Origin of the sequence: Mameliella sp. AT18 (assembly GCF_028807275.1) — a bacterium.
Lineage (GTDB): Bacteria > Pseudomonadota > Alphaproteobacteria > Rhodobacterales > Rhodobacteraceae > Antarctobacter > Antarctobacter albus.
Genome location: NZ_JARAMO010000265.1, coordinates 1 through 22,462, shown reverse-complemented (window position 1 = coordinate 22,462; position 22,462 = coordinate 1). Strand labels below are relative to the sequence as shown.

Here is a 22,462-nt window from a genome sequence, read left to right as displayed (position 1 = left end):
CACTGCAAAACTTAGCGTCACGCTACAACAACAAAAAATTAGCGTCACGCTACAGGCATCCTGCAAGAAACCGTATTGGACCCCGGTTTGGGAATTGATGGCACTCGGCATGGGAAAACCTGGCCCAGGCGGGCAAGACCCTGCCGAAACTCATGGATACGGTGCGATTCAGGGTGATTCGCCGTTGGGAATAAGGCATCAAGCGCTTGCTTCCTGCGGTCACTCGCTGCGGAAAGCCCGATTGACGTGGATTTCGTGGGACCGCAGGGGAAATTATTCTCGCCATCAGGTTTGTCTATATCTTGTGTTGGGTGTGTTGTGGTTCGCTAGGTTTGCGCAGATTGTGTCCTGTGTGATCGGTGGCGCCCTATTTTCAAGGCTCTGACTACACTCGCATTCCGCGATTTCCCCCAAAAAGGGATTGATTACCATGAAGTGGCATGGCATCACTAACTCACACGATGAGACACGGAAGCAAGGGCACCCAAGGCCCGGCACCGAACTCACAAAAACAACAAGAGCAGGTTTCATACAGGCATCCGCTCTCATCGTGACAACAAGGATCCGGCGCGCGGGCGAGCAGACATCCCCCCAGGTGGCGCGCGCAGTCGGAGACACCCGCTTAGCGGGTCAAGCGGCGGGTTGATCAATGGCAGCTGATCAACCCGCCGTATTTCGTTTCAAACGGGGGAATTGAGGGGCCGAGGGCAGTGAGCCGCAGGCTGAGGTTCAGAGGCGAGCATCGACTGAAGGTCGATGGCAAGGGGCGGATGAGCATTCCCGCCTCCTTTCGTCGTGTCCTCGAGGCCGGTGACCCCGATTGGGAGAAGGATTCCAAGGACAACGGCAACCCGGGCTTTGTCATGGTCTATGGCAATCCGCGTCTGCCCTACCTGGAATGCTATACGGTCGAAGAGATGGAGCGCATCGAGGATCGGATCGACGCGATGAAATCGGGCGAGCGCAAGCGGGTGCTGTCCAAGATCTATTCCTCGGGGTCGGTGAATGCCTCGGTCGACGACACCGGGCGCATCGTGATCCCGGCCAAGCTGCGGGCGCGCTATGACATCGATGGCGAAACCTACGCGGTGGCCAGCCTGAACAAGTTCCAGATCTGGGCGGCGGACCGCTATCAGCCGACAGATGCGATCGAAGAAGACGACCTGATGGAAGATCTGCCCGAGGATCCGATGGAGTGGCTGGACGAGGTCGAGGAGGTCTGAGTGAGTGATCCCGCGGCGCATAACGGCGGCGCACCTCATGTTCCGGTGCTGCTGCGCCCCTTGCTGGAGGCGGTTGCGCCGGTCGAGGGTATCTGGATCGACGGCACCCTTGGCGCTGGCGGATACACCCGTGGTCTGCTGGAGGCGGGCGCCGACAAGGTGATCGGGATTGACCGTGACCCGCTGGCGCATGAAATGGCGCGTGACTGGGGCGCGGCCTATGGCGACCGGCTGGAACTGGTCGAAAGCAATTTCGCGCAGATGGACGAGGCGGCAGAGGCCGTGGACGGCGTGGTGCTGGATCTGGGCGTCTCGTCGATGCAGCTTGACCGGGCCGAACGCGGTTTCTCCTTCATGAAGGACGGGCCGCTGGACATGCGCATGGGGCAGGCGGGCCGCACTGCCGCGGACATCGTCAACACGGCGGACGAGGCGGACATCGCCGACATCCTCTATATCTACGGTGAAGAGCGGCAATCGCGCCGCATCGCGCGCGCCATCGTGCAGGACCGTCCCTTTGACCGGACCTTGCCGCTGGCCGAGCTGATCGAGCGCGTTATTGGCCGTACCAAGCCCGGCCAGGCCCATGCGGCCACCCGCAGTTTCCAGGCTCTTCGGATCGCGGTGAACGGCGAATACGATGCCTTGTGGCAGGGGTTGATGGCCGCCGAGCGGGTGCTGAAACCGGGCGGGCGGCTGGCGGTCGTGACGTTTCATTCGGTCGAGGACCGGATGGTCAAACGCTTTTTCCAACTGCACGGCGGCAAGAAGGAACATGTGAACCGCTATGCCACGGAGGTGCCCGAAGCCACGGAGCCTTTCGAGGTGCTGACCCGCAAAGCCATCGGCCCGGACGCGGAAGAGCTTGCAGCCAACCCCCGTGCCCGATCCGCCAAGCTGCGGGTGGGGCGGCGAACGACTGTCCCCGCGCGGCCCGTCGAGGCGGCGGAATTGTCCATGCCGCAGATGAAACCGACCACCACAAGGAGAAGATGAAATGCGCAGCCTTCTGTTCCTGCTCGCGGCCGCGGCCGTCATCGCCTCCGGCTATTGGGCCTATCATGAGAACTACCGCACCAAGGCGGAATTGGACCATGTCGACGACCTCCGACGCGATATCGGGGCCGCGCGCGAGCGGTTGGCGATCTTGCGGGCGGAATGGGCTTACCTGAACCGGCCCGACCGTCTGCGCGACCTTGCCGAGCTGAATTTTGACCGGCTGGGCCTGCTGCCGTTGACGCCGAACCATTTCGCCAAGGTCGACCAGGTCGCCTTTCCCCAGCTTCAGATCCTTGACCTGACGCAGCCCATCGACGTGACCTCTGCCGGGGCGACGAACCCATGACCCGTATTCCGCTTCGCCCGCTTGCCCGTATCCTCGAGGCCCGCCAGAACGGTGAAAATCCCGATGCCATCGAGCGCGAGAACCGCCGGTTGCGCCATGAGGAAATGCGAGACCGGATGCGCCTGCGCGCCGAAGGCCGCCTGCTGGTGCTGGCGATGATGTTCCTCTGCGCCTACGGCGTGGTGGGGGCCCGGATGGGGATGTTGTCGGCCTCGGAGCCCGAAGAGCCGCGCGCCCAGGCCAGCGGTGCCTCGATCATTGCCAGCAGGGCGGACATCGTCGACCGGCACGGCCGCGTGTTGGCCACCAACATGTCGACCCATAGCCTTTATGCGCATCCGCAGCAGATGATCGACCCGCTGCGGGCTGCCGAGGAACTGGCCAGGATCTTCCCCGAGATGGAGGCCGAGGCCCTTGCGCGCCGGTTCACCGATCCCAAGCGCAAGTTCCTGTGGGTGAAACAGAAACTCAGCCCCGAGCAGATGCAGGCGGTGCACGATATCGGCGAACCGGGGCTGTTGTTTGGCCCGCGCGAGATGCGCCTGTACCCCAACGGTGCCATCGCGTCCCATGTGCTTGGCGGTGCGCGTTTCGGTCGGCAGGGGGTTGCCTCGGCCGAGGTCGTTGGCACCGCGGGGATCGAGAAATACCTGGACGAAGAACTGCGGGATCCCGCGCGTGAGGGCGCCCCCCTGGCGCTGTCGATCGACCTGTCGGTTCAGGCAGCGACCGAAGAGGTGCTGGACGCGGGCATGAAGATGCTCAACGCGCGTGGCGCGGCCAGTGTGCTGATGGATGTGCACACGGGCGAGGTGATCGCCATCGCCTCTCTGCCTGATTTCGATCCCAACGACCGGCCCCGCCCGCCGGTCGAGGGGCAGCCGGACGACAGCCCGCTTTTCAACCGCGCGGTGCAGGGCCTGTACGAACTTGGCTCGACCTTCAAGATCCTGACGGTGGCGCAGGCGCTGCAGATGGGACTGGTCCATCCCGAAACCATGATCGACACGTCGCCGCCATACGAGGTGCTGGGCTTCAAGGTGGGCGAGTTCAACGGCAAGAACTACGGCACGATTTCCGTGACGGACGTGATTGCGCAAAGCTCTAACCGGGGCACGGCCAAGATCGTCATGATGATCGGGCGCGGGCGTCAGCAGGAGTTCTATCGCAATCTTGGCATGTTCGAACCGCCTCAACTTGAAATCGTCGAGGCCAAGGGCGCCAAGCCGCTGGTGCCATCGCGCTGGACGGACCTGTCGGCGGTGACGATTTCCTATGGCCACGGAATCTCTGTCTCGCCGCTGCACCTGGCGGCGGCCTACGCGATGATCGGCAATGGCGGGCACATCGTGGAACCGACTCTGCTGAAACGCGACCGCCCGCGTGTGGGGGACAAACTGCTGCGGGACGACGTGGCAGAGGCCTCGCTGAGGATGCTGCGCAAGGTGGTGATCGGCGAAAAGGGCACGGCCACCTTTGCCGAGGTGCCGGGGTACCGTGTCGGCGGCAAGACGGGGACCGCGGAAAAGCCCAAGAAGACAGGCGGATATCACAAGGACAAGGTCATCGCCACCTTCGCGGCCCTTTTCCCCACCGACGCGCCGCGTTATGCCCTTGTGGTGATGCTGGACGAGCCGGTGGAAACCACCGGCTCCAAGCCGCGGCGCACCGCGGGCTGGACCGCCGTGCCGGTGGCCGCCGAAATGATCGCGCGGATCGCGCCGCTTCTTGGCTTGCCTCCGGAGTATGATAAGGGGCAAGTGAAGATGTTGACGACGGCCTCGGACTGAGGTCGTCCGCCGCGTGCCGCCAGGCCGGGGCCGGCGGGCAAGCAAACGACCTTGGGGGCAAACGAGAGATGGCGTCGGAACGCAAGATCCTGTCAAAAAGCCTGTCGGAACTGGGGCTTCATGCCCGTGGCGGGCGTGACGTTACGGTGACGGGGCTGGCCGTGGACAGCCGCGAAGTGCAGGAAGGTTTCCTGTTTGCGGCGCTGCCCGGCACGCGGGTGCACGGGGGCGAGTTCATCCAGTATGCCCTGCGCATGGGGGCCAGCGCGATTCTGACCGATGCCGAGGGTGCAAGGATTGCCGCCGCGGAACTGGCTGCTGCGGACGCGGCGCTGGTGATTGCCGAGGATTCGCGCCAGGCGCTTGCCTATACCTCTGCCCTGTGGTTTGGCGCGCAGCCCGCCACGATGGTTGCCGTCACCGGGACCAACGGCAAGACGAGCGTGGCCAGCTTTACCCGCCAGATCTGGCAGGAACTGGGTCTGCGCGCTGTCAACGTGGGCACAACCGGCGTCGAAGGGGACTGGCAGACGCCGCTGAAACACACGACGCCAGAACCGATCACCCTGCACCGCGTTTTGGCGGGGGCGGCGCAATCCGGTGTCACGCATGCCGCGATGGAGGCCTCATCGCACGGGCTGGCGCAGCGGCGGCTGGACGGCGTGACCCTGGCTGCCGCCGGGTTCACGAATTTCACCCAGGACCATCTGGATTACCACGCGAGCTTTGACGAGTACTTTGCCGCAAAGGCGGGGCTTTTTGCCCGCGTCCTGCCCGAAGACGGCGTGGCCGTCATCAACATCGACGACCCGCGCGGCGTCGACATGCTGGCAATTGCACGGGCGCGCGGGCAGGAGGTCATCACCGTGGGCCGTGAGGCCGCCGACCTCTGCCTGGAGGCGCAGCGTTTCGACGCGACTGGGCAGGAAATCCGGCTCAGCTTTGAAGGAACCGTCCGCCAAGAGCGGCTGTCGCTGATCGGTGGTTTCCAGGCAGAGAATATCCTTGTGGCGGCAGGGCTTGTGATTGCCTGTGGCGGTGATCCCGAGGATGTCTTTGACGTGCTGCCCCTGCTCGGCACCGTGCGTGGCCGGATGCAACTGGCGGCCAAGCGCGACAACGGCGCGGCGATCTTTGTCGACTACGCCCACACGCCCGACGCGGTGGCGACCGCCTGCCAGGCCCTGCGCCCGCATGTCATGGGGCGACTGGTGGCCATCGTCGGCGCCGGGGGCGACCGCGACAAGGGCAAGCGCCCGCTGATGGGCATGGCGGCCAAGGAACACGCCGACACGGTGATCGTGACCGACGACAACCCGCGCACCGAGGACCCGGCGACGATCCGCTCCGAGGTTCTGGCCGGTGCGCCAGACGCCTTCGAGGTGCCCGACCGGGCCGAAGCAATCCTGCGCGGTGTCGACGGCCTCGGACCGGGCGACGCGCTGCTGATCTGTGGCAAGGGGCATGAGACCGGCCAGACGATCGGCGATACGGTTTATCCCTTTGACGATGTCGAACAGGCCAGTGTCGCGGTGGCTGCGCTGGACGGGAGGGGCCTGTGAGCGAAGCCCTCTGGACCTCTGCCGAGGCGGTTGCCGCGACGGGGGGGGACACGCCCCGAGACTGGACGGCGACGGGCGTGTCCATCGACACGCGAACGCTGCAACCCGGCGACCTCTTTGTGGCGCTCAAGGCCGCCCGGGACGGGCATGACTTCGTGCAACAGGCGCTGGACAAGGGTGCGGCGGCGGCCCTGGTCAGCCGCGTTCCCGAGGGTGTGGACAGTTCCGCACCGCTCTTGGTCGTCAATGACGTGCAGGCCGGACTTGAAGCATTGGGTGAAGCCGCGCGTGCACGGACACGGGCACAGGTCGTGGCGGTCACCGGGTCCGTGGGCAAGACCTCGACCAAGGAGATGTTGCGCGCCACGCTGGATGCGCATGGCAGCGTTCACGCGGCCGAGAAGAGCTATAACAACCATTGGGGCGTGCCGCTGACGCTGGCACGGATGCCGCGTGACGCGGATTTTGCCGTGATCGAGATCGGCATGAACCACCCGGGCGAGATTGCCCCCCTGGCGCGGATGGCGCGCCCGCATGTGGCGCTGATCACCACGGTCGCCCCCGCGCACCTGGCCGCCTTCGAGAACATCGAGGGCATCGCGCATGAAAAGGCCTCGATCTTCGACGGGTTGGAGCCCTACGGAACCGCGATCTTCAACGGCGATCTGCCGGTCAGCCCGATCCTGCGGGCAAAGGCCGAGGAGGGGCGCCGCTGGTCGGTGAGCTTTGGTGAGCGCGCCTGCAACCAGTACCGTCTGTACCGCGTCACTGTGCGCGACGCCTGTACCGTGGCCATCGGGCGTGCGGGTACGGAACCGCGTCTTTTCAAGGTCATGGCCCCTGGGCGGCACTTTGCGGTCAACGCCCTGGGCGTTCTGGCCGTGGCCGATGCGCTGGGTCTGGACCCGGCGGTGACGGTCATGGGGCTGGGGCAATGGCATCCCGGGGCGGGACGCGGCCAGCGCGAAAAGATCATGCTGGATCCGGTCGATGCGCGGATCAGTGTCGAGTTGATCGACGATGCCTATAATGCGAACCCGGCTTCGCTTGCGGCCTCGCTCGAGGTGCTGGCAGCGGCCCAGCCACGTCATGATGTCGGGCGTGTCGCAAGAGGGCGCCGCATCGCCTACCTGGGCGACATGAAGGAACTGGGCTCCGGCGAGGTAGAGTTGCATCGCGCCGTTGCCGGTAACCCGGCGTTGCAACGGATCGACATGGTGCATTGCATCGGGCCGCTGATGCAGCACCTCTGGCGTGAACTGCCGGCAGACAAGCGCGGCCACTGGACCGAGACCAGCGACAAGATGGCGGAACGGGTCGCGCGCGATCTGGATGCCGGGGACGTGGTTCTGGCAAAGGGCTCGCTCTCGATGGGGGTGGGGCGCGTAGTTGACGCCATTCGCAAATTGCGCCAAGCGACACCGGACTTGGACGGGTAAGGGGACAGGCCATGCTTTTCTGGCTGACAGAGTTCAGTGACGGCGGGGACGCCTTCAACCTTTTCCGCTATATCACCTTTCGCGCCGGCGGGGCTTTTCTGACCGCGCTGATCTTTGGCTTTCTCTTTGGGCGCCCCTTGATCAACGTGCTGCGCAAGCGGCAGGGCAAAGGCCAGCCGATCCGCGATGACGGTCCCGAGGGGCATATCGTCAAGGCGGGCACCCCGACGATGGGCGGGTTGCTGATCATCGGCGCACTGGTGACCTCGACCCTGCTTTGGGCGCGGCTGGACAATGCCTTTGTCTGGATGGTTCTTTTCGTGACCGTGGCCTATGCGGCCATTGGGTTCGCAGATGACTACGCCAAGGTCAGCAAGCAGAACACAGCCGGCCTGTCGGGCAAGTTGCGCCTTTTGCTGGGCTTTATCATCGCGGGGATCGCGGGCTTCTGGGCCTCGGCTTATCATCCCCAGGAACTGACCTACAGCGTCGCCTTCCCGATCTTCAAGGACACGCTGCTGTATCTCAGCTACATGTTTATCCCTTTCGCCATGATCGTGATCGTGGGTGCGGCCAACGCGGTCAACCTGACCGACGGTCTTGACGGGCTGGCCATCATGCCGGTGATGATCGCTGCCTCGACCCTGGGCGTGATCGCCTACGCGGTGGGCCGGGTCGATTTCACCGAATATCTGGATGTGCACTATGTGCCCGGAACCGGGGAAATTCTCGTGTTCGCTGCGGGAGTTGTCGGCGGGGGGCTGGGATTCCTGTGGTATAACGCGCCACCGGCGGCTGTCTTCATGGGCGACACCGGTTCGCTGGCTCTGGGGGGGGCTCTGGGGGCCATTGCCGTGGCGACCAAGCACGAGATCGTGCTGGCCATCGTGGGCGGGCTTTTCGTGGTCGAGGCGCTGTCGGTGATCATCCAGGTGCTCTACTTCAAGCGCACAGGTAAGCGTGTCTTCCTCATGGCGCCGATCCATCACCACTACGAGAAGAAGGGTTGGGCCGAGCCGACCATCGTGATCCGCTTTTGGATCATCTCGCTGATCCTGGCCATCATCGGCCTGGCGACGCTAAAGGTTCGTTGAGGGACTCCAGCTATTTGGCTGGTTCAATTGAAGTGACGGGAGTGGGCGCATGATCCCGGTACGCGGGTTTGACGGTGCTGTTGTCGCGGTGCTGGGACTGGGCCGATCCGGCCTGTCTGCAGCGCGGGCGTTGCGCGAAGGTGGCGCGCGCGTGGTGGTCTGGGATGACACGACGGCGGCCCGGGAGCGGGCAGAGGCCGAAGGATTCGAGGCGCGGCGGCTGGACCGCGAGGAGGCCTTTGACGACGTGGCCTGCCTGGTGACTTCGCCTGGTATCCCGCATCTGTACCCACAGCCCAACACGGCGATTGCTGCGGCGCTGCGGGCCGGTGTGCCGGTCGACAACGATATCGGGTTGTTTTTCAGGAGCCTGGGGCATGGCTGGGACAGCTATGACCAGCCGCCAAAGGTGGTGGCAGTCACCGGGTCGAACGGAAAATCGACGACCTCGGCGCTTATCCACCATATCCTGAGCGCCTCCGGGCGGGACAGCCAGTTGGCGGGCAACATCGGGCGGGGCGTGCTGGACATCGACCCGCCGGGGGATGGCGGAGTCGTGGTGCTGGAACTCAGCAGTTACCAGACCGATCTTGCCCGCAGCCTGACGCCGGATGTCGCTGTTTTCACGAACTTTTCCGCCGACCACCTGGACCGGCACGCGGGGCTGGGCGGCTATTTCGCGGCCAAGCGTCGGCTCTTTGCCGAGGGCGGGCCGGACCGGGCCGTGATCGGTGTTGACGAGATCGAAGGTGCCTACCTGGCAGGGCAGCTCTCCGAGGGGCGCGCGGATGACCGGGTGATCCGGGTGGCCAGCGGTCAGAAACTCTCGGGTCCGGGCTGGTATGTCTTTGCGCGCAAAGGATTTCTGTCCGAATGGCGGAAAGGGCGGCAGGTGGCTTCGATCGACCTGCGTGACATCGCCGGTTTGCCTGGGGCGCACAATCACCAGAACGCCTGCGCTGCCTTTGCCGCTTGCCGGAGCCTGGGTCTTGGCCCGCGCGAAATCGAGGCGGCTTTGCGTACCTTCACCGGGTTGCCGCACCGTTCTCAGCGGGTGGGCGAGGCGAAGGGCGTCACCTATGTCAATGATTCCAAAGCCACAAACGTGGACTCTGCCCTGAAGGCTCTGCTGGCCTTCCCGAAAGTACGCTGGGTCTGTGGCGGGTTGATGAAGGAAGGCGGGTTGGAGGCATTGCAGCCGGGGCTGGCGCATGTGTCCCGGGCCTATGTGATCGGGCGCGAGCCCGAGAGCTTTGCGTTGCAACTGGTTGATACGGATGTCGAAATCTGCGGTGACATGGCGACGGCCGTGGCCCGTGCAGCGGCGGATGCAGAACCGGGCGAAGTGGTGCTGCTGGCGCCGGCTGCCGCGAGTTTCGATCAGTACGACAATTTCGAGAAGCGCGGCGAGGACTTCATCGCCTGCGTAGAAGCGGAATTGGCCAAGGAATAAAGGGGCTTATGCGGCAATGTGGCGGCCTGCCGCCACGCCGGAGGCCCAGGCCCACTGGAAGTTGTAGCCGCCCAGCCAGCCGGTCACGTCGATTGCCTCTCCGATCACGTAGAGGCCGGGAAGATGCTTTGACATCATGGACTTGGAGTCGACCCCCTCGGTCGAGACCCCGCCCAGCGTGACCTCGGCAGTGCGATAGCCTTCGGAGCCGGTGGGTTTCAGGCGCCATGCGGTGAGACTGTCGGACAGCGCGTCGATGCGGGCGTCGGAGAGATCGGCGATATTCCATTTTAGATCAATGTCCTGACCCAGAAACTCGACGAGGCGTGCAGGCAGATGCGTGGCCAGCTCCGTGGTCACGGCGCGGCGGCCCTCGGTCTGGCGGCAGGCCTTCAGGATTTCGGGAAAATCCCGCCCGGGCAAGAGGTTGACGGTGATCTCTTCGCCCTCGTGCCAATAGCTGGAAATTTGCAGGATGGCGGGGCCGGACAACCCGCGATGGGTGAAAAGAAGCGCCTCTTCGAAGCTGGTTTTATTATTTGAAACCAAAGTATTGGTCGAAACACCAGCAAGCGGTGCAAAGCGGTCTCCGAAGGTCAGGGGGACCAGTGCGGGACGGGTTTCGGTGATGGCGTGGCCGAACTGGCGGGCGATGTCATAGGCAATCCCCGTGGCGCCCATCTTGGGGATGGACTTGCCGCCCGTGGCCAGGATCAGGTTTTTCGACGTGATTTCAATGGGTTTTCCGTCGCGCTCAAGCGAGGTGACAAAGCGGCCACAGGCATGGCGGACGTCCTTGATCTGGGTCCGAAGCCAGAGCTGTGCGCCGGATTTCTCCATTTCTTTCAACAGCATGTCCACGATCTGCGTGGATTTTCCGTCGCAAAAGAGCTGTCCCAGCGTCTTTTCGTGCCAGGCGATGTCATACTGCCCGACGAGGTCGAGGAAATCCCACTGCGTGTAGCGGGCCAGTGCGGATTTGCAGAAATGTGGGTTCTCCGAAAGGAAGGCATTGGAATCACAATACATATTCGTGAAATTGCAACGCCCGCCGCCGGAGATGCGGATCTTTTCGCCGGGGTTTTTCGCATGGTCCACGACCAGCACATCCGGCCCGGCAAAGGCGGCGGCCATCATGCCGGCGGCGCCGGCGCCAAGGATCAATGTGGTGACGTGCATGGGGGTCCGGAGTTTGTACGTTTTGTACGTTTTGTACGTCAATTTCCGCATTTTGTACAAAGCGGTAACGCGCTCTTAACCGAGCAGCGCGCGGTGAGAAAGGGGCGCGTTAATCACCTTCGGGGCAGGGTCACGGCATGACACGCAAACCGATCATGATGTTCCGGGCCACCGAATTGCCCGCCGGGGTGTTCCGCGCCGAGATGGCGCGCTACCTGCGCAAGCTGGAGATGATAGGCGACCGTTTCCTGATCACCCGCAGCGGGCAGGTGGTGGCGGGGCTGGTTTCTCCTTGGGACGTGCAGGCGCTGGAAGAAATCGACCAGCGCGACCGGGAAGAGCGCGAACGCCGCTTGCGCGAACGCAGCAACCACCTGACCTGGCTGGAAGAGGCCCGCGAAAAGGCGCGGCGTGGCGAGGACGTGGAATGGCGCCCGCGGTTCTGAGCGGGACGGCGGGGTAAACCCCGCCCTACGCGTGGCGACCGGGGCACATCGTCCTAGGAGCCGCCGGATTCCTTTGGCCTGATCGGAAAATCTGCGCTATACTGGCCGTCAGACCCGGGACAAACCGGGCGGTTCGAGGCAGTAGCGGTGTTCAGATGACAGAGATGGTTTACGGCACGGTGCCCGTGAAGGGTGGCGAGCCTGTGTTGCCGAAGTGGTGGCGCACTGTGGACAAGTGGACCTTGTCCTGCATTTTCATGCTGTTCGGGATCGGCCTTTTGCTGGGGCTTGCGGCCTCGCCGCCGCTGGCCGAACGGATCGGGCTGCCGCCTTTCTACTACGTGCAGCGACAGGCCTTTTTCGGCGGTCTTGCCCTGGTGGCCATGGTTCTGGTCTCGATGATGGGGCCGGTCATGGTGCGGCGTTTTGCGGTGCTGGGGTTCTTCGCGGCCTTCATCGCGCTGGCCTTTCTGCCGCTCTTGGGGACGGATTTCGGCAAGGGGGCGGTGCGCTGGTACAGCCTTGGCTTTGCCAGTCTCCAGCCCTCCGAATTCCTGAAACCCCTGTTCGTGATCGTCACCGCCTGGCTGATGGCCGCGGGGCAGGAGCTGGGCGGCCCCCCGGGGCGGAGCTATTCCTTTGTCATCATGGTCAGCATCGTGCTGATGCTGGCGATGCAGCCGGATTTCGGCCAGGCGGCACTGATCCTCTTTGGCTGGGGCGTGATGTGGTTCGTTGGTGGCGCGCCGATGCTGCTGCTGGTCGGGCTGGCCGGGTTGGTGGTGCTGGCGGGCATGGTGTCCTACAATTACTCCGAGCACTTTCAGCGCCGCTTTGACGGGTTCCTGAACCCCGAGGTCGATCCGACCTCGCAGCTGGGCTATGCCGAGAACGCGATCCGCGAGGGCGGGTTCTTTGGTGTCGGTGTCGGCGAGGGCCAGGTGAAATGGAGCCTGCCGGACGCGCATACGGATTTCATCATCGCAGTGGCGGCGGAGGAATACGGGCTCATCCTGGTGCTGGCGATCCTGACGCTTTATTCCGCCATCGTCATGCGCAGCCTGATCCGGCTGATGCGTGAACGCGATCCCTTTATCCGGCTGGCGGGCACCGGCCTTGCGGCCATGTTCGGCGTGCAGGCGATGATCAACATGGGCGTGGCGGTGCGCCTGTTGCCGGCCAAGGGGATGACGCTGCCTTTCGTCAGCTACGGCGGCTCGTCGCTGATCGCGGGGGGCATCGCGGTGGGGATGCTGCTGGCCTTTACCCGGACGCGCCCCCAGGGCGAGATCCGCGACATCCTGCGGGGGCGGGCGCGCGGATGAGGACGGCATTGGCAGGAAACTGCCGGTATTCCCCTTGTCATGGACGATCGCGCGCGGATGCTATATCGGCGCGTGGATCGATGACGGAGACAGGAATATGGGCGAGCGCAAGCCTTTGCTGGTGATGGCCGCCGGCGGGACCGGAGGCCATATGTTCCCCGCCCAGGCGCTGGCGGAAATCATGCTGGCGCGCGGGTGGCGGGTCAAGCTGTCGACCGACGCGCGCGGCGCCCGGTATACGGGCGCCTTCCCCGAGGGGGTCGAGATCGAGCAGGTCTCGGCCGCGACCTTCGACCGGGGCGGGCCGCTGGCCAAGCTGGCGGTGCCCTTCCGCCTGGCCTCTGGCGTGGTGTCGGCGATATTCGGAATGCGGCGCGACCGGCCCGACGTGGTCGTGGGCTTTGGCGGCTATCCCAGCGTGCCGGCCCTGACCGCTGCCTGGCTGCTGAAGCTGCCGCGCATGATCCACGAACAGAACGGCGTGCTGGGCAAGGTGAACACCTGGTTTGCGACGCGCGTCAATGTCATGGCCTGCGGCACCTGGCCCACGGATCTGCCCGAGGGCGTCGAGGGCATCCACACAGGCAACCCGGTGCGCCGCGCCGTGGCCGAACGGGCCGGGGCGGGATATATTGCGCCCGGGCCCTATCCGATGTCGATCCTGGTGATCGGCGGATCGCAGGGGGCGCGAACGCTGTCTGACGTGGTGCCGCCGGCGATTGCCGCGCTGCCGTTGGACATGGTGGGCAACCTGCGCGTCAGCCACCAGGCCCGCGACGAGGACGAGGAGCGCGTGGCGACCTACTATGCCGAACACGGGCTCACGGCGGATGTGCAGCCCTTCTTTCACGACGTTCCCGCCCGGATGAGCGAGGCGCAGCTTGTGATCTCGCGCTCGGGGGCGTCGAGTGTGGCAGACATCGCGGTGATCGGGCGGCCCTCGATCCTGATCCCATATCCGCATGCGACGGGCGATCACCAGGTGGCCAATGCGCAGGCGCTGGTGGATGCGGGCGCGGCGATCCGGATCCCGGAAAGCAAGTTGACCATCGAAAGCCTGACGGAGTCGATCCACGCGATCCTGTCGAATGAATCCGGGGCGATCCAGATGGTGCGCGGGGCACTGTCGGTGGCGAAACCCGAAGCGGCGGAACACCTGGCCTGGCTGGTCGAGGAACTGGCCGCGGGACGGATGACGACAGAATGAGCGGGGCCGGCACGACAGGCCGGGTGACAAGAACGATGGCGGCAGCGCTACGGGGACAAGACAAGAATAACCTCGAAAAAGGAGAGGCGGGACATGAAGGATCTGGAGCTTGAGCGGGGGGCCTGCATGACGGGGGCGACGAAACTGCCCGGAGACGTGGGTGCGATTCACTTCGTGGGCATCGGCGGCATCGGCATGTCGGGCATCGCCGAGGTGCTGCTGAACCACGGCTACAAGGTGCAGGGGTCCGACCTGAAGGCCTCCAAGATCACCAGGCGGCTGGAAGAGCTGGGCGCCCATGTCTTCGAAGGCCAGCGGGCCGAGAACCTGGACAAGGCCGAGGTGGTGGTGATTTCCTCGGCGATCAAGCCGGGTAACCCCGAACTGGACGAGGCGCGCCGCCGGGGCCTGCCCGTCGTGCGCCGGGCAGAGATGCTGGCCGAGCTAATGCGGCTGAAATCCAACGTCGCCGTGGCCGGGACGCATGGCAAGACCACGACGACCACCATGGTCGCCACGCTGCTGGACGCGGGCAAGTTCGACCCAACCGTGGTCAACGGCGGGATCATCCATGCCTATGGGTCCAACGCGCGCATGGGGCAGGGCGAATGGATGGTGGTCGAGGCCGACGAGAGCGACGGCACCTTCAACCGCCTTCCCGCGACCATCGCCATCGTGACCAACATCGACCCCGAGCACATGGAACACTGGGGCACGATCGAGAACCTGCGGCAGGGCTTTTACGACTTCGTGTCGAACATTCCCTTCTACGGGTTGGCGGTCTGCTGCACCGATCACCCGGAGGTGCAGGCGCTGGTTGGTCGCGTGACCGACCGCCGCGTGATGACCTACGGGTTCAACGCGCAGGCGGACGTGCGCGCCGTGGGGCTGACCTACAAGGCCGGCGTGGCGCATTTCGACGTGGTCTTTCAGCAGACCGGTGACAAGATCGAGGGCTGCACCCTGCCGATGCCGGGCGATCACAACGTGTCGAACGCCCTCTCGGCGGTGGCCGTGGCGCGGCACCTCGGGATGAGCGGGGACGAGATCCGCGAGGCGCTGGCCGGTTTCGGCGGCGTGAACCGCCGCTTTACCCGCGTGGGCGAGGTGAACGGCGTGACCATCATCGACGACTACGGCCATCACCCAGTGGAAATCGCCGCCGTGCTGAAGGCCGCGCGGCAGGCCTGCGAAGGCCGGGTGATCGCCGTGCATCAGCCGCACCGCTACACCCGCCTGCACCATCACTTCGAGGAGTTCTGTTCGTGTTTCAACGAGGCGGACGTGGTGGCCATCGCCGAGGTCTTTGCCGCCGGTGAGGACCCCATCGAGGGTGCCACGCGCGACGATCTTGTCGCCGGTCTGGTGCGCCACGGCCACCGCCACGCCCGCGCGATCCGCGACGAGGACGACCTCGAACGCCTGGTGCGCGAACAGGCGATGCCGGGCGATATGGTGGTCTGCCTCGGCGCGGGCACGATTTCTGCCTGGGCGAACGGGTTGCCGAAGCGGTTGGCGGCGGGGTAAACCCCGCCCTACGCGGTTTTGAAAATGGCCCCTTCGGGGGCTGTTTTTTTTGTTTTTTTGGGGGGGCATCATGCCAGAGGCATGCTTTGAACATGCCCCCGTCTCGCGAGGCGAGACTCCCCCAGAGGTATTTTCTGCCCAAAGAAGCTGGGGGTGGGGATTTGCCGTTGCGGTTCAGCGCCGGGGTGATGAAGCTGGTGGCATGAAGGCCGAGGAGATCAAGGACCGGGAAACGCTGGAGGCTTGGCTAAGGGGAAGGCCGCGGCGGGATTCTATCGTGATCGCGCATCGCGCGGCGCTGCGGGTGCTGCCGGTCTGGGGAGCGGCGATGGGGGAGGATTGGGCGCGGAAACGTGATTGGACAGTGCTCCCCCTGCTGCGCTGCGCTTTGGTATCTCATTTAGCCAGTCACGCTACCAACGTCGACTTTGCTGGTTTCGCGGTTGCCGCTGATGATTCCGCAGCGGACATCTGGGCCAGCGCTCTTAACATCGGTAGGAACAGCCCCGGTAGCGGGGCGTCAGCGGCTGCCGACGCAATACAATCTGGGTATCAAGCCGTGCAACTTGTTGGGGGCGCGAGTATTGAGACAGTTGCGCGTGTCATACGGACTGCTGAACAATTGGACGAAAGTCGGTCAATTCTATCAGCAACGAAATTGGATGCGCGATCTCTGGAAGAGGGTAAGAAGCTGTCGACCTGCCCCTTGTGGTATTGGCCCGATCACTCGCCCAAACCTTTCCGCTCAATGGAGCGGGACATGCTGGCTATCTGGGACGGTGATCCACCTGACCGCTGGGACTTCTGGCGGCGCTGGTGGGAGGGGGCGAAGACTGGGCAGCCGCTGGATCCGGAGTTGCAACTGGCCATCGTCAAGGGGGTCGACGAGGAGACTTGGAAAGACCCGGACAAGGTGGCGGCGCGGATTGCCGAGATTGAGGATGCCTTCAACACGGAAAGAGCAGCCGAGGACCGTCTGGATGAGGTGATCGCGGCGACGCCGAACGCCGAGCGCGTGGAAGGTAACCTGGATAGCGGGGCGCTGATCCTCGTCCCCGATTCAGGTATAGACGGCGCGCTTTTCGACTATGCCGCGCGCAAGGTGGCGGGGGCGATTTCCATCATCCGATTGGATGGGAGCAACCAATACACGGCCCTGGAGGCTGATCTGGCGATGCTGCAAGCCGCGTTGGAAGTGACGCCGGGTTTGCCATTGGAGCTTTTCGATGCATGTGCTTCTGCGACCGGCCGGTTGGTGCTTCGGTGCGAGATCGGTGACCTGCCGCCGCTCGAGAAAGATCCTGTGTTGACAGACTACAGAAACCGGTTGCGCGACGCGGGCGCCGATCTTTATGGCAATGATCCGCAGACCCAGTCTGTCGTGGCGGCCCGGAATGCGTTGGCCGGAAACGATGTTTTCCTTGAGCACCCTCGAGATGTAGGTGCCGCTGTAGAGGAGATCGGCCCGGCACTGGAAGGGCATTTGGCCACGGCTCTGCCTCGGGATGCGAAGATTGCTTCCGATCCAGCCGCGTCTGCGGAAGAGCGCAAACCAGCGACCTACCGGCTGGTCAGCCGCACGCTGCGGATTGCAAAGATTGCCGGATATGTGGTTGGTGGTGGCGCGGCAACAATCGTAGGAACAAAGGAAGTTCTGGAGGCGATTCCGGTGATCCAAGCCTCGCCGCATTTCCAGAAACTTGTCGAGCTTGCGTTGCGCTGGCTGGGGTTCTAGGAGCTCCGAAGGCCTTTTTCTGCAATTGCATCTATCGCAGGGGTTGTGCGGATCGCGCGGCTGGCGCATTCTATAGGCACCTCTGGGGGGCACGGAGGGCAGACAATGTCATTATCGCTGATCCTCGCCTGTGCCTGGGCCGTGCTGGCCAATGTGCTTGCGATGATACCGTCGCGCGACAACCACTGGACGCGCGCCTATGTGCTGATCGCGCTGGGGATCCCGTTGGTCGGCTATGTCACCTACCAGAACGGCCCTTGGATCGGTCTGTTCGTCCTCTTCGCGGGGATGAGCATTCTGCGCTGGCCGCTGCGCTACCTGTTCCGCTGGGTGCGGCAGACCGCAAGGTAGGGCGCTTCTGACTGGCGTGCGGCGCCGGAGATGGCGAGACTGTCGCCATACCGGAGGAGCTGCCCGATGATCTACCTGATACCCGCCCTCGTGGCGCTGGGTGCGCTTGGCCTTGGCTGGGCGCTTTTACGGTTCGGGATGGGGGCCGCGGCGGTGGTGCTGGCCTTGGTCCTGACCGGCGCTGGCGGCTGGCTGATCTCCCGCATGCAGATGGCGAGCGAGGGCTGGGACGCGCTGGGCTATGGCATTGGGCTGATGCTGGGGGTCCTGCCGGCCCTCGTGGGGCTGGGGGTTGGTGCGCTGATCGGTCTGGCCCGGCGGCACAACGCCGAGGCGGCGGCCGAGCGCAGCTGACCCCTTGCGGAACGGCGCGGCGCGGCCTAGCACCTTTGCCATGACAGAGCTTCCCGAACCGCGCGGCCGGCTGACCCCGGGCCGTCCCTTGAGTGAACTGACCTGGCTGCGCGTGGGCGGCCCGGCGGACTGGCTGTTTCAACCCGCCGACCTGGACGACCTGCAGGCCTTCCTGGCGGATCTTCCGGCAGAGGTGCCGGTCTTTCCGATGGGCGTGGGGTCCAACCTGATCGTCCGGGATGGCGGGCTGCGGGCGGTGGTGATCCGGCTGGGGCGCGGGTTCAACGGGATTTCGGTCGATGGAACCCGCGTGACGGCGGGGACAGCGGCGCTGGATGCGCATGTGGCGCGGCGCGCGGCAGAGGCGGGGGTGGACCTGACCTTTCTGCGCACGATCCCCGGCAGCATCGGCGGCGCGGTCAGGATGAACGCGGGTTGCTATGGGACCTATGTCGCCGATCACCTGGTCGAGGTGCGGGCGGTCACGCGCGCGGGCGAACTGGTGACGATCCCGGCGGGCGAGTTGAACCTGGCCTACCGGCAGAGCGAATTGCCCGAGGGCTGGGTGCTGGTCGAGGCGGTGTTCGAGGGGGCGCAGGGCGATCCCGAGGAATTGGCCGCGCGCATGGACGCGCAGTTGAAAAAGCGTGACGAGACGCAGCCCACCAAGGACCGCACCGCCGGCAGCACCTTTCGAAACCCGGCGGGGTTTTCCTCGACGGGCCGAGCGGACGATACCCATGACCTGAAGGCCTGGAAAGTGATCGACGAGGCCGGGATGCGCGGGGCCACGATGGGCGGGGCGCAGATGTCGCCCAAGCATTCCAACTTCCTCGTCAACACCGGCGGCGCCACGGCGGCAGAGCTGGAAGGGCTGGGGGAGGAGGTGCGAAAAAAGGTTTTCCAACACTCTGGAATAGAGTTACACTGGGAAATCATGCGGGTCGGTGAGCCGGCGCGCTGATTTGGGCCTCCGTTAAACGACAAGATCAAGAGCAGGGCCCGGCGACCACAGGCAGGTTGCACCAGTTTTTGCGGGATGACCCGCGGCAGAAAAAGGCGACGGGGGTGAACCCCGCGCGGTGGGACGTGGGCAATGCCCCTCGTTCATAATTTGGGGGCAAGGCCCCCAGGGCAGTTGAGGCGTTTTGGGGATGTCGAGCAGGACACTCCCGAAAGTGGTGGTGCTAAAGGGCGGACCCTCGGCAGAGCGCGAGGTTTCGCTGGTTTCCGGACGGGAATGCGCCGCCGCTTTGAGGGGCGAAGGCTATCAGGTGATCGAACTGGACGCGGGGCCGGACGTGGCCGCGCGCTTGCAGGAGGCCGCGCCGGACGTGGTGTTCAACGCCCTGCACGGGCGCTGGGGTGAGGACGGCTGTGTCCAGGGTCTGCTGGAATGGTTGCGCATCCCCTACACGCATTCCGGCGTGCTGGCCTCGGCCCTGGCGATGGACAAGGAAAAGACCAAGGAGGTCTACCGCAGCGCCGGGCTGCCGGTGGCGGACAGCTTGCTGGCGGGCCGGGACGAAGTGCAGGCGCGCCACGTCATGGCGCCTCCCTATGTCGTCAAACCCTACAACGAGGGCTCTTCGGTCGGGGTCTACCTTGTGCACGAAGAGGCCAACGGCCCGCCGGTGCTTGACGCGACCATGCCCGAAGTGGTCATGGTCGAGGCCTTCGTGCCCGGGCGAGAGCTGACGACCAGCGTCATGGGCGACCGGGCGCTGGGCGTGACCGATATCGTGACCGACGGCTGGTACGATTACGACGCGAAATACAAGGCGGGCGGATCGCGCCACGTCTGCCCGGCGGAGATCCCGCAGGAGATCACCGAGGCCTGCCTGGACTACGCCTTGCGCGCGCATAGGGCGCTGGGCTGCCGGGGCGTGACGCGGACCGATTTCCGCTGGGACGAGGCGCGGGGCCTCGACGGGCTGATCCTGCTGGAAACCAACACGCAGCCGGGCATGACGCCGACCTCTCTGTCGCCCGAGCATGCCGGGCTGATCGGCCTGACCTTCGGCCAGTTCTGCGCCTGGATGGTGGAGGATGCCTCATGCGATCGCTAGAGTTCCGCGAGGGCGACGATCCGCAGATGGCGCGGCTGGACCCGGGGGCATCGCGGCTGAAATACCGCATCGAACGGCTGATGCTGACGCCGTTCTTTCGCTTTTCGCTGCGGGTGCTGCTGCCGTTCGCCCTGTGCCTGGGTGCCGGGGCGGCCTGGTTCTCGGTCGAGGAGAACCGCGAGGATTTCAACCTGATGATCTCGGAGGTGCGGGCCGCGGTCGAGAACCGCCCCGAGTTCCAGGTGCGCATGATGGTGGTCGACGGGGCTGACGAGGCACTGATCGACATGATCCGGGCCGAATTGCCGATCGATTTTCCGATCAGCTCGTTCGACATGGACCTGGACCGGCTGCAACGCCGGGTGGTCGCGCTGGACGAGGTGAAATCCGCCGAGCTGCGCGTGCGCCAGGGCGGGGTGCTGCAGGTGGACGTGGTGCAGCGTCAGCCGGTGGTCCTGTGGCGGACCTCGGCCGGGGTGGACCTGCTGGACGAGGGCGGGATCTTTGTCGCGCAGGCCGAGCATCGCGCCGATTTCGCCGACCTGCCGGTGATCGCGGGGGACATCCTGCGGCCCGAGGCGGCGGCGGCGCTGAAAAAGCCCGCGGCGGACCGCTCCGAGGCAGAGGCCAAGCTGGCCGAGGCGGCGCAGGCGCGCATGGCGCTGGCCGTGGAGGAGGCCCTGCGCATGGACGCGCTGACCGGACCGATCCGCGACCGGCTGCGCGGGTTCGAACGGATCGGCGCGCGGCGCTGGGACGTGGTTCTGGACCGGGGCCAGCGCATCATGCTGCCCGAACAGGGGGCGGAACGGGTTCTGGAACAGGTGATCGCGATGGCGGTGACAGAGGGCGTCGACCTTCTGGCGCGCGACCTGGTCGCGGTGGACCTTCGGCTGCCACGGCGGCCGACGATACGAATGACCGATGCAGCCACGCAGGAGATGCGGCGCATCAAGGCGATCGAGGCGGGTAGGGAAGTCAAACAATGATCGAGCTGTACGAGTCCCAGAGGGCAATGCGGAACATGCGGCGCGCGGCGATGCAGCGTGGCGTGGTGGCCATCCTGGACGTGGGGTCGTCCAAGGTGGCCTGCCTCGTGTTGCGCTTTGACGGAACCGATCCCTCGGACGATGGCATCGGCTCGTTGGCGGGGCAGTCCGGCTTTCGCGTGATCGGCGCGGCGACGACGCGCTCGCGTGGGGTCTGTTTCGGCGAGGTGCAGGACATGGGCGCCACCGAGCGCGCCATACGCACCGCCGTGCAGGCGGCGCAGAAGATGGCCGGCATCCGGGTGGATCACGTCATTGCAGCCTTCTCGGGGGCCGAGCCGCGCTCTTATGGTCTTGCGGGCAAGTCGGACGTGCTGGGCACCACGGTGGACGAACAGGACGTGGCGCGGGTGCTGTCCGCCTGTGACGTGCCGGATTTCGGACCGGGGCGCGAGGTGCTGCACGCGCAGCCGGTGAACTTCGTGCTGGATCACCGCTCGGGCCTGATCGACCCGCGCGGACAGATCGGCAACGAGCTAGGCTGTGACATGCACATGCTGACGGTCGAGGCGCAGGCGATCCAGAACCTGGCCCATTGCGTGAAACGCTGCGACCTGGAACTGGCGGGGCTCGCCTCCTCTGCCTACGTCTCGGGCATCTCGGCGCTGGTCGAGGACGAACAGGAGCTGGGCGCCGCCTGCATCGACATGGGCGGCGGCGCGACTGGCGTGTCGATCTTCATCAAGAAACACATGATCTACGCGGATTCCGTCCGTATGGGCGGCGACCACGTCACCCGCGACATCAGCCAGGGGCTGAAGGTCTCGATGGCGACGGCGGAGCGGATCAAGACCTTTTACGGCGGTCTCGTGGCCACCGGCATGGACGACCGCGAGATGATCGAGATCGGCGGCGACACCGGCGATTGGGAACACGACCGCCGCACGGTGAGCCGCGCCGAGCTGATCGGCATCATGCGGCCAAGGGTCGAGGAAATCCTGGAAGAGGTGCGGGTGCAGCTGGACGCGGCGGGGTTCGATCATCTGCCGTCGCAGCAGATCGTGCTGACTGGCGGGGCAAGCCAGATCCCGGGGCTGGACGGGCTGGCCTCGAAGATCCTGGGGCAGCAGGTGCGGCTGGGGCGGCCCCTGCGCGTGCACGGCTTGCCGCAGGCCGCGACCGGGCCGGGCTTTGCGACGGCGGTAGGCTTGTGCCTGTTCGCGGCGCATCCGCAGGACGAATGGTGGGATTTCGAGATCCCGGTGGACCGGCTGCCGGCGCGCTCGCTCAAGCGGGCGGTGCAGTGGTTCCGCGACAACTGGTGAATTCGGTCGGCGGGGCGGGACTGTTTGCGGCTGGCGCCGCAAAGACGCC

At 65.1% G+C, this 22,462-nt stretch carries 21 protein-coding genes; 20 read left to right on the top strand and 1 reads right to left on the bottom strand.

Annotated elements, in window-relative coordinates:
- The 9 genes from PVW46_RS22235 to murD all read left to right on the top strand — a co-directional run.
- Positions 1-385: hypothetical protein (locus PVW46_RS22235; protein ID WP_274577684.1), on the top strand; the 385-nt coding region annotated here is incomplete at its 5' end.
- 325 nt (positions 386-710) lie between these two features.
- Positions 711-1,223: a division/cell wall cluster transcriptional repressor MraZ gene (locus PVW46_RS22230; RefSeq protein WP_074621579.1), complete on the top strand. Its 513-nt coding sequence runs from the start codon at positions 711-713 to the stop codon at positions 1,221-1,223.
- Complete coding sequence (gene rsmH / locus PVW46_RS22225; protein ID WP_069209477.1) at positions 1,224-2,219, top strand: 16S rRNA (cytosine(1402)-N(4))-methyltransferase RsmH; 996 nt, start codon at positions 1,224-1,226, stop codon at positions 2,217-2,219.
- A 1-nt stretch (position 2,220) separates the two neighbouring features.
- Positions 2,221-2,568, top strand: a complete 348-nt coding sequence (gene ftsL, locus PVW46_RS22220) for a cell division protein FtsL (protein ID WP_043137935.1) — start codon at positions 2,221-2,223, stop codon at positions 2,566-2,568.
- A complete protein-coding gene (locus PVW46_RS22215) occupies positions 2,565-4,358 on the top strand; it encodes a peptidoglycan D,D-transpeptidase FtsI family protein (protein WP_069209476.1) in 1,794 nt (597 codons plus the stop codon). The genes ftsL and PVW46_RS22215 overlap by 4 nt, the downstream gene beginning before the upstream one ends.
- 68 nt (positions 4,359-4,426) lie before the next feature.
- A complete protein-coding gene (locus PVW46_RS22210) occupies positions 4,427-5,920 on the top strand; it encodes a UDP-N-acetylmuramoyl-L-alanyl-D-glutamate--2,6-diaminopimelate ligase (RefSeq protein WP_069209475.1) in 1,494 nt (497 codons plus the stop codon).
- Positions 5,917-7,359, top strand: a complete 1,443-nt coding sequence (locus PVW46_RS22205) for a UDP-N-acetylmuramoyl-tripeptide--D-alanyl-D-alanine ligase (protein WP_069209474.1) — start codon at positions 5,917-5,919, stop codon at positions 7,357-7,359. The genes PVW46_RS22210 and PVW46_RS22205 overlap by 4 nt, the downstream gene beginning before the upstream one ends.
- An 11-nt stretch (positions 7,360-7,370) precedes the next feature.
- Positions 7,371-8,453, top strand: coding sequence for a phospho-N-acetylmuramoyl-pentapeptide-transferase (mraY, locus tag PVW46_RS22200; protein WP_069209473.1), 1,083 nt, complete (start codon positions 7,371-7,373; stop codon positions 8,451-8,453).
- A gap of 49 nt (positions 8,454-8,502) precedes the next feature.
- Positions 8,503-9,906 (top strand): UDP-N-acetylmuramoyl-L-alanine--D-glutamate ligase, encoded by a 1,404-nt coding sequence (gene murD / locus PVW46_RS22195; RefSeq protein WP_069209472.1) that lies wholly within the window; start codon positions 8,503-8,505, stop codon positions 9,904-9,906.
- A gap of 6 nt (positions 9,907-9,912) precedes the next feature.
- Here the strand turns inward: murD and PVW46_RS22190 are convergent, their stop codons facing one another.
- Positions 9,913-11,085 (bottom strand): BaiN/RdsA family NAD(P)/FAD-dependent oxidoreductase, encoded by a 1,173-nt coding sequence (locus tag PVW46_RS22190; RefSeq protein ID WP_069209471.1) that lies wholly within the window; start codon positions 11,083-11,085, stop codon positions 9,913-9,915.
- A 137-nt stretch (positions 11,086-11,222) separates the two neighbouring features.
- Between PVW46_RS22190 and PVW46_RS22185 the strand changes: the two genes are divergently transcribed.
- From PVW46_RS22185 to ftsA, 11 genes are all read left to right on the top strand, one after another.
- Positions 11,223-11,531, top strand: coding sequence for a hypothetical protein (locus PVW46_RS22185; protein WP_043137920.1), 309 nt, complete (start codon positions 11,223-11,225; stop codon positions 11,529-11,531).
- Between the two features lie 155 nt (positions 11,532-11,686).
- Positions 11,687-12,856 (top strand): peptidoglycan glycosyltransferase FtsW, encoded by a 1,170-nt coding sequence (locus PVW46_RS22180; protein ID WP_043137917.1) that lies wholly within the window; start codon positions 11,687-11,689, stop codon positions 12,854-12,856.
- 97 nt (positions 12,857-12,953) lie between these two features.
- Positions 12,954-14,063, top strand: coding sequence for an undecaprenyldiphospho-muramoylpentapeptide beta-N-acetylglucosaminyltransferase (gene murG, locus PVW46_RS22175; RefSeq protein ID WP_069209470.1), 1,110 nt, complete (start codon positions 12,954-12,956; stop codon positions 14,061-14,063).
- A gap of 126 nt (positions 14,064-14,189) precedes the next feature.
- A complete protein-coding gene (gene murC / locus PVW46_RS22170) occupies positions 14,190-15,590 on the top strand; it encodes a UDP-N-acetylmuramate--L-alanine ligase (RefSeq protein WP_069209489.1) in 1,401 nt (466 codons plus the stop codon).
- Between the two features lie 202 nt (positions 15,591-15,792).
- Positions 15,793-17,325, top strand: a complete 1,533-nt coding sequence (locus PVW46_RS22165; RefSeq protein ID WP_069209469.1) for a hypothetical protein — start codon at positions 15,793-15,795, stop codon at positions 17,323-17,325.
- A 105-nt stretch (positions 17,326-17,430) separates the two neighbouring features.
- On the top strand, positions 17,431-17,676 hold the full coding sequence (locus PVW46_RS22160) for a DUF2484 family protein (protein WP_069209468.1): 246 nt from the start codon (positions 17,431-17,433) through the stop codon (positions 17,674-17,676).
- 66 nt (positions 17,677-17,742) lie between these two features.
- The gene (locus PVW46_RS22155; RefSeq protein ID WP_069209467.1) at positions 17,743-18,030 is read left to right on the top strand and encodes a hypothetical protein; all 288 of its coding nucleotides are present in this window, start codon (positions 17,743-17,745) and stop codon (positions 18,028-18,030) included.
- A 40-nt stretch (positions 18,031-18,070) separates the two neighbouring features.
- Positions 18,071-18,994, top strand: coding sequence for a UDP-N-acetylmuramate dehydrogenase (murB, locus tag PVW46_RS22150; RefSeq protein ID WP_043137910.1), 924 nt, complete (start codon positions 18,071-18,073; stop codon positions 18,992-18,994).
- A gap of 184 nt (positions 18,995-19,178) precedes the next feature.
- Complete coding sequence (locus PVW46_RS22145; protein ID WP_139132299.1) at positions 19,179-20,099, top strand: D-alanine--D-alanine ligase; 921 nt, start codon at positions 19,179-19,181, stop codon at positions 20,097-20,099.
- Entirely contained in the window at positions 20,087-21,088 is a 1,002-nt protein-coding gene (locus PVW46_RS22140) for a cell division protein FtsQ/DivIB (RefSeq protein ID WP_043137906.1), read from the top strand. The genes PVW46_RS22145 and PVW46_RS22140 overlap by 13 nt, the downstream gene beginning before the upstream one ends.
- Positions 21,085-22,413, top strand: coding sequence for a cell division protein FtsA (gene ftsA / locus PVW46_RS22135; protein ID WP_043137904.1), 1,329 nt, complete (start codon positions 21,085-21,087; stop codon positions 22,411-22,413). Before PVW46_RS22140 ends, ftsA begins: the two co-directional genes overlap by 4 nt.
- The last annotated feature ends 49 nt before the right edge of the window (positions 22,414-22,462 follow it).

Bases quoted from the DNA above. Each gene is read 5' to 3' on its own strand.
- ftsL (WP_043137935.1), top strand. From the start codon at position 2,221: ATGCGCAGCCTTCTGTTCCTGCTCGCGGCCGCGGCCGTCATCGCCTCC.
- PVW46_RS22215 (WP_069209476.1), top strand. From the start codon at position 2,565: ATGACCCGTATTCCGCTTCGCCCGCTTGCCCGTATCCTCGAGGCCCGC.
- PVW46_RS22210 (WP_069209475.1), top strand. From the start codon at position 4,427: ATGGCGTCGGAACGCAAGATCCTGTCAAAAAGCCTGTCGGAACTGGGG.
- mraY (WP_069209473.1), top strand. From the start codon at position 7,371: ATGCTTTTCTGGCTGACAGAGTTCAGTGACGGCGGGGACGCCTTCAAC.
- murD (WP_069209472.1), top strand. From the start codon at position 8,503: ATGATCCCGGTACGCGGGTTTGACGGTGCTGTTGTCGCGGTGCTGGGA.
- PVW46_RS22190 (WP_069209471.1), bottom strand. From the start codon at position 11,085: ATGCACGTCACCACATTGATCCTTGGCGCCGGCGCCGCCGGCATGATG.
- PVW46_RS22185 (WP_043137920.1), top strand. From the start codon at position 11,223: ATGACACGCAAACCGATCATGATGTTCCGGGCCACCGAATTGCCCGCC.
- PVW46_RS22180 (WP_043137917.1), top strand. From the start codon at position 11,687: ATGACAGAGATGGTTTACGGCACGGTGCCCGTGAAGGGTGGCGAGCCT.
- murG (WP_069209470.1), top strand. From the start codon at position 12,954: ATGGGCGAGCGCAAGCCTTTGCTGGTGATGGCCGCCGGCGGGACCGGA.
- murC (WP_069209489.1), top strand. From the start codon at position 14,190: ATGACGGGGGCGACGAAACTGCCCGGAGACGTGGGTGCGATTCACTTC.
- PVW46_RS22165 (WP_069209469.1), top strand. From the start codon at position 15,793: ATGAAGGCCGAGGAGATCAAGGACCGGGAAACGCTGGAGGCTTGGCTA.
- PVW46_RS22160 (WP_069209468.1), top strand. From the start codon at position 17,431: ATGTCATTATCGCTGATCCTCGCCTGTGCCTGGGCCGTGCTGGCCAAT.
- PVW46_RS22155 (WP_069209467.1), top strand. From the start codon at position 17,743: ATGATCTACCTGATACCCGCCCTCGTGGCGCTGGGTGCGCTTGGCCTT.
- murB (WP_043137910.1), top strand. From the start codon at position 18,071: ATGACAGAGCTTCCCGAACCGCGCGGCCGGCTGACCCCGGGCCGTCCC.
- PVW46_RS22140 (WP_043137906.1), top strand. From the start codon at position 20,087: ATGCGATCGCTAGAGTTCCGCGAGGGCGACGATCCGCAGATGGCGCGG.
- ftsA (WP_043137904.1), top strand. From the start codon at position 21,085: ATGATCGAGCTGTACGAGTCCCAGAGGGCAATGCGGAACATGCGGCGC.